Consider the following 11,893-nt stretch of genomic DNA (forward strand, 5'->3'; position numbering starts at 1 on the left):
GCGGACACGAAATCGCGTCGTCCGAGTCGCGGGGGATCTGGCCCTCGCGGTTCGGCGGCGCCCGAGACAGGGGGACAGGCGCATGGCGCCAGCCCGCGACCGGCGCACGGGGTTTTCCCGGCGTCGGCAATATGGTGTGTTCATGGGCTATGTGCTCGCCGTCGCTGGTGCGGTGGTGGGCCTGGTGCTGCTCGTCGCGTCGATGTTCAATCCGCCAGCGTTTTCGGCGCTGCGGATGGGCGTCGCGGGGGTGACGACGCCGGTGTCGACGGGGCTCGCGACGGTCGGCTCGTCGATCTCGGGTATTCCCGATGCGATCGGCAATTACTTCTTCGTGAAGCAGGAGAACGTCGCGCTGCGCGCCGATCGCGAGCGGACGCGGGCGCTGCTGATGCGCGCGCGGACGATCGCGTATGACAACCGACGCCTTCGCTCGCTGCTGGCGATCCGGGACCGTTCGCCGGATCCCGTCGTGACTGCGCGGCTGGTGAGTTCGAGTGCGTCGAGCGGGCGGCGGTATGCGCTGCTCAACGCGGGCCGCTGGAACGGCGTGCTGCCGGGCATGCCGGTGCGCGGGCCCGACGGGCTGATCGGGCGCGTCGTCGAGACCGGCCCCAATGCGGCGCGCGTGCTGCTGCTCAGCGATGGCGACAGCATCGTGCCCGTCCGCCGCACCCGCGACGGGATGCCGGCGATCGCGGCGGGGCGCGGCGACGGGATGATCGACATCCGCTCGGTCAACGCGACCAACGTCCGCTTCAACGCGGGCGACCTGTTCGTGACGACCGGTACCGGCGGCATCTATGCGCCGGGCGTGCCGGTCGCACGCGTGACCAAGGCGGGCTCGGATTCGGTGATGGCGCGCGCCTTCGCGGATCCCGACACGCTCGATTTCGCGCTGGTCGAGCGGATGTTCATGCCCGTGCCGCCGCCGCGTCCGGTGGCGCAGCAATGAGCGCGCCACGATGAGCAGGGCCCGCGTCGTCGACAGCGTCGACTACAAGCCGTTCGAGACCAAGCTCCCCGCCAGCCGCGCCCGGATCATCCCGTGGCTGACGGTGATCGCGGGATCGCTGGTCACGATCATCCCGGTGATCGCGACGATCCCGTTGCTGCCGCCGTTCGGGCTGGTCGTGCTGCTCGCGTGGCGATTGCTCGCGCGGTTCGCGTTCCGGCCTTGGGCGGCCGCACCGCTTGGCTTCTTCGACGATCTCGTCAGCGGGCAGCCACTCGGCAGTTCGGTGCTGCTCTGGTCGCTGGCTTTCGTGGCGATCGACATGATCGAACAGCGGCTCGCGTTTCGCGATCACTGGCAGGACTGGCTGATCGCAAGCGGGCTGATCGCGTTGTGCATCATCGTCGGCCGCTTCATCGCGGTGCCGGTCGGTGCGCATGTTGATACGATCCTGATCGCACAGATCGCGGTCACGATCCTTACCTTCCCGCTCGCGGCGCGCATCGTCGCGGCGATCCAGAACAAGCGCGGCGCCGAATGAGGAATACCCCGCGGATCGTCACCGAGATGTCGCAGGCGTACAGCTTTTCGCGGCGCGCCTGGATGCTGGGCGCGGCGCAAGGCGGCGTCGGGCTGCTGCTCGCCGGGCGCATGGCGTGGCTGTCGGTGGCGCAGAACGAGCGCTACACGGCAATGTCCGAGAGCAACCGCGTCAACATGACGCTGTTGCCGCCGCGGCGCGGCTGGATCGTCGATCGCCACGGCGTGCCGATCGCCAACAATCGCACCGATTTCCGCGTCGACATTATCCCCGACCGCCTCCGCGACAAGGAGCGCGTGTTGCCGCTGCTCGGCCGCATCCTCCAACTGCCGCCCGAGGAAGTCGAGCGGATCGCGATCGACCTGGAACACGCCGCCGGGTTCCAGCCAGTGCAGGTCGCGGAGAATCTGGACTGGGAGCGGTTCGCCGCGGTCAGCGTCCGGCTGCCAGAACTGCCCGGCGTCGCGCCCACCCGCGGGTTCGCGCGCAGCTATCCGGCGGGCGCCGCGGTCGCGCACCTGACCGGCTATGTCGGCGTACCCAACGCCGAGCAGTACAAGAAGACGCACGATCCGCTGCTCGTCACGCCCGGGTTCAAGCTCGGCAAGGACGGGCTCGAGAAAATGCTGGAGGCCGAACTGCGCGGCATCGCCGGTGCCAAGCGAGTCGAGGTCACCGCGCGCGGCAAGCTGGTCGCCGAACTCGCCACCAAGCCCGACGTCCCCGGCAAGACCGCGCGGCTGACGATCGACGCAGGCCTTCAGGAATATGCTGCGCGGCGGCTTGGCACCAACTCCGGCTCGGTCGTCGTGCTCGACACCCGCACCGGTGAGATGCTCGCGATGGTGTCGATGCCGGCCTATGATCCGAACAGCTTTTCGGACGGGATCAGCCATCTCGAATGGCAGATGCTGAGCGACGACGATCACGTGCCGCTGATGAACAAGGTCACGCAGGGGCTGTATCCGCCGGGCTCGACCGTCAAGCCGATGAACGGCCTCGCGCTGATGAACGCCGGCGTCGATCCGCTGACGCGCGTCAATTGTTCGGGCGCGATGCGGCTCGGGACCAGCGTGTTCCATTGCCACAAGAAGAGCGGCCACGGTCCGCTCGATCTCAAGAACGCGATCATGCAGAGCTGCGACATCTATTTCTACGAGATGGCGCGGCGGGTCGGCTACAACGCGATCGCGCCGATCGCGCGCACGCTGGGGATGGGCCAGAAGTTCGACCTGCCCTTCTCGACGCAGCGCTACGGCACGGTGCCCGATCCGGCGTGGAAGCTGAAGAAGTACAAGCACGATTGGACGGTCGCGGATTCGCTCAACGCGTCGATCGGCCAGGGCTATGTGCTCGCCAATCCGTTGCAGCTTGCGGTGATGGCCGCGCGCCTCGCCTCGGGACGCGCGTTGCAGCCGAGCATCCTTGCCGCCCAAGTCCACCGCGACTCCCTGCCCTCGCGATCGATTCCGAGCATCTCGCGCGCGTCCGCGATGCGATGTTCGGCGTGATCAACCAAGGCGGCACCGGCGGCGCGGCGAAACTGCTGATCCCCGGCGTCGCGATTGCGGGCAAGACCGGCACCGCGCAGGTCCGCCGAATCACGATGGCCGAGCGCCGCTCGGGCGTGCTCAAGAACGGGCAGCTGCCGTTCAAGATGCGCGATCATGCGCTCTTCATCGGTTTCGCGCCCGCCGATAATCCGCGGTACGCACTCGCGGTCGTGCTCGAGCATAACGGCCACACGGTGCGCAATCTCGACACGCCGATGATCGGCCGCGACATCATGACCTACATGCTCGACCGCGAGCGTGCGCTGAAGTCGCTTGCCGAGGTCGAACCGACCTGGGGCGGCGACATCCGCACGCGCATGGCGGCGACCGCGGAGACCTATCGCAAGGCACAATCCGCGCCGCCAGCGGCGATCGCCACCAAGACCGACGCGATCGTGCCCAGCGACGCCCCCGCGGTCGAGAACGCCACCGATATGGCCAATGCGACGCAGGAAGCCCTCACCACGCCCGGTAATACCGTCGCCGAAGATGACTCAAGGGACCGTCAGCCGTGAACCGCATCGTCCCCGAACCGCTCGCCAAGCTGCCGTGGATGGTCATCCTGCTGGTCGTCGCGATCGGCTGTTTCGGCCAGGTCGTGCTTTATTCGGCGGCAGGCGGCTCGCTGCACCCCTGGGCGCTGTCGCAGGGCATCCGCTTCTTCGTCCTGCTCGCCGGCGCGATCGGGCTCTCCTACGTCCCCGAGAGCGTCTGGAAGGCGGGATCGCTGCCGACCTATGCGATCCTCGTCATCTCGCTGATCGCGGTCGAGGTGCTGGGGAAAGTGTCGGGCGGGTCGCAGCGCTGGCTCGACCTCGGCTTCATCCGCCTGCAACCGTCCGAGTTCATGAAACCCGGCATAGTGCTCGCCTGCGCCAAATTCTACGACATGCTCCCGCCCAACGAGACGCGGCGGTTCGGCGCGATCTGGCCTGCGGCGATGCTGATCGGCGTCCCCGCGGCGCTGGTGATGCTCCAGCCCGATCTCGGCACCGCGCTGATGATCTGTGCGGGCGGCGCGACGGTGATGTTCCTTGCCGGCATCCCGCTGCGGCTGTTCGTCGGCGGCGCGATCGCGGCGGCGGTGGCGATCCCGCTCTCGATCAACTTCCTGCTCCACGATTACCAGCGCAACCGCATCCTGATCTTTCTCGATCCCGAGAGCGACCCGCTCGGCACCGGCTATCACATCAGCCAGTCGAAGATCGCGATCGGCTCGGGCGGGATCTGGGGCAAGGGCTTCCTCCAGGGCACGCAGAGCCATCTCGACTACCTCCCCGAGGGCCATACCGACTTCGTCTTCGCGACGATGGCGGAGGAATGGGGGCTGGTCGGCGGCTGCCTGCTGATCCTCGCCTTCCTGCTGGTGATCCGCTGGGGCATCGAGGTCGGCCAGCGCGCGCAGACCCGCTTCGGCCGCCTCACTGCTGCCGGGCTGTCGACGACGATCTTCTTCTACGTCGCGATCAACCTGATGATGGTGATGGGCCTCGCCCCTGTCGTCGGCATCCCGCTGCCGCTAGTGAGCTTCGGAAGTTCGGCGCAGATGACCGTGCTGTTGTGCCTCGGCATCCTGATGTCGATCGACCGCCAGAACCGCAAGACGGTCGGCTGGTAGGTCGAAAAACGGCCTAATTCGCAAAAAGACGGCGTATTTGACGAAAACGGACTCGGATCGACGAAAAGGGGTTGCGGGTCCCGATGAGTCTGCTAACAGCGCGCCTCCAGCAGCGGGGCGCCACACCAGGGCGCCACTCAAAACCGCCCCGGAATGGACGCATAGCTCAGTTGGTAGAGCAGCTGACTCTTAATCAGCGGGTCCTTGGTTCGAGCCCAAGTGCGTCCACCATTTTTTATGTAGAAAACGTTAGCTTTAATCGGCGGCTTGGCTTTGTTCCGCCGACATGTACCGACAACGTTTTCCGACAAACTGGCGATCATATCGCGGTTTCCTGTCCCTGAATTGGCGCTGACTCTGCGGCCGTTACGGCTTCGATGAAGCCTTGCGCGACCGGTCCAACGATCGCGTTACCATTGCCGCGTCAACGTCCCACTCGATCGGCAGCCCCATGAGCCCGCGGGAATGCGCCGGGTTCAACCGGCCGCCACTTTCCATCCCGGCATCTGACTAGAAGCCGTTAGTCGCGCAGAGCCGGTACACTGGGGCCATGTTGCCGCCAATCCCGAAGCGATCAGGTCGCGAGCGAGCGAACCTCCCGCAGTCGAGGATCGCTATGGATGCCGCGGCGGAGCGGACCATGTCCAGCACTCAGGTCACGAAACAGCGACCACGACCAAGGTTGCATTGTCACTTCCATCGCGTTGCAGGGCGTTTGCGAGGAACCGGTCGGCACTGTCGCTTATCGAGTCCGGCATGGTGACGAAATCGCGGGGATCGACCGACCGGGACACGCCGTCGGAGCACAGCAACACGCGATCGCCCGGTTCCAGCGCGACCCGCACGCTGTCGACGATGACCGTCGGCGCAACACCGAGCGCGCGCGTCACGACATTCGCCTGCGGATGCCGCTCCGCCGCGGCCGCGCTCAATACGCCTGCATCGATCATCTCCTGCACGACGCTATGGTCACGCGTCAGTTGCTCGGCGCGCCCGCCGCGAATGCGATAGGCGCGACTGTCGCCAGCCCAGCAGATCACCGCGGTCGGTCCCATGGTCAGCGCGACCACCACCGTCGCACCGCTAGTCGCGTCGGCGCTGCCGTCTTGATGAATCGCGCGGTTTGCGCGTGCGAGCGCGTCGCGCAAACGGGCATCGTCGATCGGTCGAGGATCGTCCGCCAGCGCATCGAGCATCCGCACGACGGTGGTCGCTGCCGCTGCTCCTCCGCTGTGTCCGCCCATACCGTCGGCCACCGCCCAAAGACCCCGGTCGGCACGGTCGAGGAGCCGATCCTCGTTAACCGCCCGCACGCGCCCAACGTGCGTCCGCCCCTCCGATCGATAATCGGCGGGACAGACCCTGACCGGAACCATACGCGCCTTGCGACGCAGCAGACCGCCGAGGTTCATACGCTGTCACGCGCCATCGCAGAGTCGGTGGCGTCGTAGGCCACCGCGAAGGCGCGATCGAGCGACCCCGGCGCGGACTCCGCGATCTGTCGCGTCAAATCGGCGTGACGCTCAGCCACCTCCGCCATCTGCAAGCCCGCACGGCTCTTCAGCATCGTAACGCGGTCTGCCACCGCTGCGTCGAGCACCGCAGGCGCAAAACTTCCGATCGCCGCGCGAAGGCTTCCTGCAAGCCCGCGAAGGTTGCGACGAGATGCCGCTTCACATCGCGAAACGAGGCCTTCAGCGCTGCGGGTCCCGATAAGAACCCCGTCGACTCCGCGAGCAGCAGGTCGATCGCAAGCCGCTGCGTCGGTGCCCATTTGAACGGATTATTGTCCGCGCCGCTGATCGTCGTACGGGTCAGCTGATAACGCCCGCGCGCATGGTCGCGCTCCGCCATCAGATCACCAATGCCCAGCACCATCTGTCGATACACCGCCCCCGCCCGTCGCATGATCTCGGTCGGCTCCTCGGCAGACAACAGCGAACAATCGAGCCCGGCGCCCTCGCAGAACGCCTCGAGCAGCGATCCCTCGCCGGCAACGTGCGGCGTGCTGGCATCGACCCAGTCGCTCGGCACGTCGACGGAAGAGCCGAGCGGCGGCGTCAACACCATGGTCAGCGCGCCATCGACCTCGATGTCGCCGTGCGGTGCATGCGTAGCGACCATCTTGAACCGCCCAAGCCGGAGCGCGCTCGGCACCGGCAGCAGCACGTCGATCGCCTGCGGAAAACGCTCGCCCGTATCGGCGTCGAACACCCCGTTCGCCCCCAGCGCGCGCAGCGTCAGGCCATCGCGATCGACGCTCAATTCGCAGTGCGCGCGCGACAAGGCACAATCGGGGTCGGCAATCGGCCAGTCGGCATCGGCATCCCGCCCTATCGTCAGCAGGCCCTCCCTGATCAGCCGCACGTCGAGGGGCTGGATCACGTCATCCGTATCGAAAAGCTGCAACATGTACATAGAGACGATCCTCAGGCAGCCAGACGGGGAGACGGCGCAACACGCGTGGCGAGCATGGCGCTGTCGGCCTGCGCGCCCGTGCCAGCCAGATGCGGTTCGACCGCGGCGGCGGCACGGTTGAAGGCATCGAACGCCGCGCCGAATTCGTCGCGGCGGCGATGCGAGATGCGCAGGCCGAAATCGGACTTTGCCGCTTCGTCGAGCGCTTTCCGCAATCGTGCCAATGGCCGCGCGACCATCGCGCCGCTGAGATAGCCGATCACCAGCACAACGCCCATGATGACAAGCGACAGCACCATCAGCAGCGTTCTCGCATTGTCGATCGCGGCGTCGAGCGCGGCCCGGCGTAGCACCAGATCGACCGTGCCGAACCGGGCTCCGGCATAGCGGATCGGTCGGACGAAACGCAGCCCGGCACCCGTCCCACGATCCGGTGCGGCCGTGACGCCCGCATCCCCGCTGATCGCGGCCTCGCCCGCGGGCGCGCGATAGCGTGTACCGATCAGCTTGACGTTCTCGGCGGCGCGCACGATCCCGCCAGTATCCGCGACCGCCAGGTCGCGGATCTCCTGATCGCGCGACGCCGATGCGACGAACGCCTGCAGCGCGGTCCAGTCCTGCTGCTCGGGTGCCAGGCCTGCATTGTCGGCCGCCAACACCGCGGTGTTGCTGGTAACGAAGGCGGCAATCGAGCCGCCCGAAACAATCGCCATATGTTCAAGCGTTCGCTGTTCGCGCGCGAGAATCGACGACACGCTCGCGACCAGTGCGATCGCGGTAACGGTGACGAGCGCCAGAGGCAGCTTGATCTTCAGCGGCAGGCCACGCCGCCCCGTCGACGCTTCGCCGGTTGCCGCAATCTCGCGGGTCAGTGCCTGATACACCGCGTCGCCATCGGCGAAACGCTGATCGGGTTTCTTCGCGAGCAACTTGTCGATGACGAACCGCAGGCCAGGTGGGCAATCGGCAACCGAGCGTGCGATCGGCTCGACGCGTTCCTGCGAGATTTGAATGGCAAGCGTCGCCAGCCCCATGCCCGGGAAAGCGACTTTGCCCGTCACCATCTCGTACAGCACCACACCGAGCGAGAAGAGGTCGGAGCGTCGATCGACCGGGATGCCAAGCGCCTGCTCGGGACTCATATACCGCGGCGTACCGATCATCTGTCCGACCTGCGTCCGCGCGAGCCTCCCCTCCGCTCCCGACACGTCGATCTCGCCGATCCGCGCGACACCGAAATCGAGCAGCTTTGCGGTGCGGCCGTCCGCCGACAATAGGATGTTCGATGGCTTGACGTCGCGGTGAACGACCCCTGCCTTATGCGCATAATCGAGTGCCGAGGCGAGTTGCTGCCCCAGTGCCAGCACCCGCTCATAGGGCAGACGACCCTGCTCTTGGAGAAGCGTGTCGAGCGGTTGCCCCTCGATCAACTCCATGGCGATATAGGCGACGCCCTGCGCTTCGCCGACATCGTAGATCGTGGCGATGTTCGGATGGTTCAGGGCGCCTGCCGCGCGCGCTTCGCGCAGAAAGCGCTCGCCGAGTTCGGGATCGCGGCCATAGTCGGGTTTCAGCACCTTGATCGCGACGGTGCGGCCAATCCCCGGATCAAAGGCACGATAGACATCCGCCATCGCGCCCTCGCCCAGCCGTCCGTCAATCCGGTAGCGTCCCAGCATTTCGGTCATCATTTGCGGGCCTTGACGGTAGCGGCGATCCGCTCGGCGCGCGCGAGGTCGCGGGCGATCACCGGGTTCCGCGGATCGAGCGCGGCGGCGCGGTGCAGCAGACCTACCGCACGGGCGACATTGCCTGCGTTGAGCGCCGCGAGCCCCGCCACGCGCGCCTGCCGTGCCGCGCCCGAATTAACCACCACGGGGGACGGTTTGGCAACCGATACAGGCTTCGGTGCGGCGGACCTGGCTTTCGATGCAGCAGGCGTCGCGGACCGTGGTTCGATCCGCTTGGGGACTTGGACACGTGGCAGCGTGCCCGGAATGCGCAATGTCTGCCCGGCGGTAAGGTCGGCGGGCTTGGCGATCCCATTGTAGCGCGCCAGCTGATACGACTTCAGGCGGTTGCCTAGGAACCGCTGCGCCAGCCCCGACATCGTGTCGCCTGCCTGCGTGACATAGGCGAAGCTCGTCGGCCCAAGCAGCGCCTTAGGGTCTTCATCGATCGAAGCGCGCAGCACTTGGGCCGACGGGTCCATCGGATCGCTCTTCAATATTGCGGCAATGCGCTTCTTCGCAGCGCCCACCTCGCCCAGATCGAGCAGAGACAGGATCGTGTCGATCTCGTTCGCCGGTGTGGTCGTCGCGATCGGCGCGAGTTGCGGCCCGGCCTTGGGTCCATGCGAACAGGCCGTTATCGCCAGAGTCAGTATCAGCGCTCCAACGCGTGTCGTGGTGCGGAAGGAGGGAGTCATGCGGTAAGCCTTTCGGTGATCCGACTTCGGATGCGCGGTTGGATGGCCAGCAACTTGGCGAGACCGGTGGTGTCGCGCGCAAACGCGACGAAATCCGCGCCGGTTAGCGGTGGCGAGAAATAATAGCCCTGGAAATGGCTGCACCCGTGCCGCAGCAGCCATTCATACTCGGCGCGCCGCTCGACCCCTTCGGCAAGGACGCGGATACCGAGCCCTCGGCCCAGCGCGACGATGCTTTGGCAGATCGCCTGGCTATCGCGCCGCGTGTCGACGTTCGTCACGAATTCGCGGTCGATCTTGATCTTGTCGAACGCAAGCGTCCGCAACGTACTGAAGCTCGAATAACCCGTACCAAAATCGTCGATCGCGATCCGCACGCCGGTCTTTCGCAGCGCATCGAACAGCCGCGCCGCACGCGTCCCGTCACTCATCGCAACGCTTTCGGTCAGTTCGATTTCGAGCGCCTCCGCACCCAGCGAATGTCGCGCCAACGTCCGCGCGACGAGCGCGGCCATGTCGTCACGATCGAGCTGGTGGCCCGACACGTTTACCGCAACGCGCAGCGAGCTTAGCGCCTGTGCCTGCCATGCCCGCGCTTCGCGTGCGGCGGCGTTGAGCGTCCACATCCCAATTTCATGGGCCAGCCCCATCGCCTCCATCACCGGGACAAAGCGCGATGGTGGTATCTGGCCGCGTGTCGGATGAAACCAGCGGATCAACGATTCTGCGCCGGCGACCCGTCCCTCGCCGGCGTCGATCAGCGGCTGATAGCGCATTTCGAACTCGCCGCGCGTCACCGCCTGACGCAGATCCTGTTCGAGCGCATAGCGCTCTCGCGCTACCGAGACCGGATCGACGGCAGGCTCGACGACCGCGGCCGTCGTACCCGGTTGCAACGCCAGCGACGCCAGCGTTCGCGACAACAACGCCTGCGATTGGCCGTTCGCTGCCATCGTCGCCTGCCGAATACGAACCTCAGGTAGAATCTCGCGATCGCCATCCATTACGACGCCGCTCAAGGCATAGCCGAGTACGTCGAGTTCGGTCCGTGCGGCATCGTCCGCTACTTCCGCTCCGAACCAGATTGCGAGGCTAGCGCGATCGACATGCGCAACCAGCCGGTCGGCGGGCAACATGCGGGTCAGGCGATCGACGACCGCTAACAATACGCGTTCGCCGAGCGCCGGATCGAACGCACATAGTCGATCGAAATCCATGAGCCCGACGACACCCAGGACGCCGTGTCCGTCCGCGTTCATCCGGCAGATCAACGGCTCGCGCGTGGGCAATCCGGTCACGCCATGCCGGTGCTCGGTCCGATGCCCGACTGCGTGCAGCTTATCGGCGATCGTCGCGAGGCTTCGGGTCACGCGCGCGTCTAGCGAGCCCCCATCGCTCGTTTCCGCCAGATCGTCGAGCCGTTGCGCCAATCGCGCAGACCAGGTCCAATGCGCAAGGAGGCGATTCAGCACAAGGATCGCGGCACCACCGAGAATCGCACCCACGGGAGCGAGACCGGCACGAAGCGTCCAGCAAACAAGGCTGACAATCGCCAAGCATGCGAACCCGAATCGCCAAAGCGCGGATCGCGGAAAAGTAACGGACATTGCCATAACGGTTTGAATAACGACCAGAATGATACGGTTCGGTTAATCCAGGATGATTTACGGCGAGGCCATCGCATCGCTCCTCGGACCATCGTCAGGGATTTTCACGCCGGCATGATCGTCTCCGGCCGCCTGTCCAATCCGAGGCGTCGCGTGGACCCGACTGTCGGTATAGATCCTGCGAAAAGCCACGAACCGAGTTCGCCCATCGCGATCGGTAGAAGCCATGTATTCAGCCACGCTGCGAAATGAGCATCGATCACTTCGACCGATCCAATCAAGGTCGGAGCACAGACTCCGCTCAGGGAATGGAGTTTGTTTGCCCACCTGAGAGAGCGCCGTCGCTGAGGGGGCAGCGAGGGTTGGGAACGCTAGCAGCACGGCGATCGCTACCGCATACTGGAGTTCGCGAGCGGTGCGTGTGCGGCAGACACGACAAAGCCCCGCTTTGTGGGCGGGGCTATTGTAGATGGTTGCGGGGACAGGATTTGAACCTGTGACCTTCAGGTTATGAGCCTGACGAGCTACCGGGCTGCTCCACCCCGCGACATTCGCTTTCGCGAAGGGGGTATGAGACATGGTGAATGGGTTTCAAGCGTTCTGTGTTACGTATTGCCGCACGGGCTTCAATGCCTGGCGACGACCTACTCTTCCATCGCTTGAGCGATAGTACCATTGGCGCAGTCGGGTTTCACGGCCGAGTTCGGAATGGGATCGGGTGGGACACCGACGCTATAGCCACCAGGCAATGGAGCCGGTGCGACGATACGTTG

The 11,893-nt window shown here is 65.7% G+C and carries 9 protein-coding genes, 2 tRNA genes, 1 rRNA gene and 1 pseudogene; 5 read left to right on the top strand and 8 right to left on the bottom strand.

The window, feature by feature from the left end; genetic code table 11:
- Positions 1-82: 82 nt before the first annotated feature.
- The 5 genes and pseudogenes from mreC to QP164_RS09260 all read left to right on the top strand — a co-directional run bounded on the left by mreC (position 83) and on the right by QP164_RS09260 (position 4,898).
- Positions 83-955 carry a rod shape-determining protein MreC gene (mreC, locus tag QP164_RS09240; protein ID WP_333922950.1) on the top strand — a complete coding sequence of 291 codons (873 nt, stop codon included), beginning with the start codon at positions 83-85 and terminating at the stop codon, positions 953-955.
- Between the two features lie 10 nt (positions 956-965).
- Entirely contained in the window at positions 966-1,496 is a 531-nt protein-coding gene (gene mreD / locus QP164_RS09245; RefSeq protein ID WP_333922951.1) for a rod shape-determining protein MreD, read from the top strand.
- A pseudogene (mrdA, locus tag QP164_RS09250) lies at positions 1,493-3,564 on the top strand (penicillin-binding protein 2). Before mreD ends, mrdA begins: the two are co-directional and overlap by 4 nt.
- A gap of 38 nt (positions 3,565-3,602) precedes the next feature.
- Positions 3,603-4,667, top strand: a complete 1,065-nt coding sequence (gene rodA / locus QP164_RS09255) for a rod shape-determining protein RodA (RefSeq protein WP_333924224.1) — start codon at positions 3,603-3,605, stop codon at positions 4,665-4,667.
- A gap of 155 nt (positions 4,668-4,822) precedes the next feature.
- Positions 4,823-4,898, top strand: a tRNA-Lys gene (locus tag QP164_RS09260).
- A gap of 425 nt (positions 4,899-5,323) precedes the next feature.
- On the opposite strand, the gene QP164_RS09265 is transcribed toward QP164_RS09260, so the two are convergent.
- The 8 genes from QP164_RS09265 to rrf form a co-directional block, all read right to left on the bottom strand.
- The gene (locus tag QP164_RS09265; protein ID WP_333922952.1) at positions 5,324-6,043 is read right to left on the bottom strand and encodes a PP2C family protein-serine/threonine phosphatase; all 720 of its coding nucleotides are present in this window, start codon (positions 6,041-6,043) and stop codon (positions 5,324-5,326) included.
- Positions 6,044-6,075: 32 nt separating this feature from the next.
- Complete coding sequence (locus QP164_RS09270) at positions 6,076-6,252, bottom strand: hypothetical protein (RefSeq protein ID WP_333922953.1); 177 nt, start codon at positions 6,250-6,252, stop codon at positions 6,076-6,078.
- The gene (locus QP164_RS09275) at positions 6,228-7,079 is read right to left on the bottom strand and encodes a type VI secretion system-associated FHA domain protein (RefSeq protein ID WP_333922954.1); all 852 of its coding nucleotides are present in this window, start codon (positions 7,077-7,079) and stop codon (positions 6,228-6,230) included. The genes QP164_RS09270 and QP164_RS09275 overlap by 25 nt, the downstream gene beginning before the upstream one ends.
- 17 nt (positions 7,080-7,096) lie before the next feature.
- A complete protein-coding gene (locus QP164_RS09280) occupies positions 7,097-8,773 on the bottom strand; it encodes a serine/threonine-protein kinase (protein ID WP_333922955.1) in 1,677 nt (558 codons plus the stop codon).
- Entirely contained in the window at positions 8,773-9,513 is a 741-nt protein-coding gene (locus tag QP164_RS09285) for a LysM peptidoglycan-binding domain-containing protein (RefSeq protein ID WP_333922956.1), read from the bottom strand. The genes QP164_RS09280 and QP164_RS09285 overlap by 1 nt, the downstream gene beginning before the upstream one ends.
- Complete coding sequence (locus tag QP164_RS09290) at positions 9,510-10,985, bottom strand: putative bifunctional diguanylate cyclase/phosphodiesterase (protein WP_333922957.1); 1,476 nt, start codon at positions 10,983-10,985, stop codon at positions 9,510-9,512. The genes QP164_RS09285 and QP164_RS09290 overlap by 4 nt, the downstream gene beginning before the upstream one ends.
- Positions 10,986-11,590: 605 nt before the next feature.
- Positions 11,591-11,667: transfer RNA gene (locus tag QP164_RS09295), tRNA-Met, on the bottom strand.
- A gap of 84 nt (positions 11,668-11,751) precedes the next feature.
- Positions 11,752-11,866 (bottom strand): 5S ribosomal RNA (gene rrf, locus QP164_RS09300).
- Positions 11,867-11,893: the final 27 nt, after the last annotated feature.

The organism is Sphingomonas sp. LR59, assembly GCF_036855945.1.
GTDB lineage: Bacteria > Pseudomonadota > Alphaproteobacteria > Sphingomonadales > Sphingomonadaceae > Sphingomonas.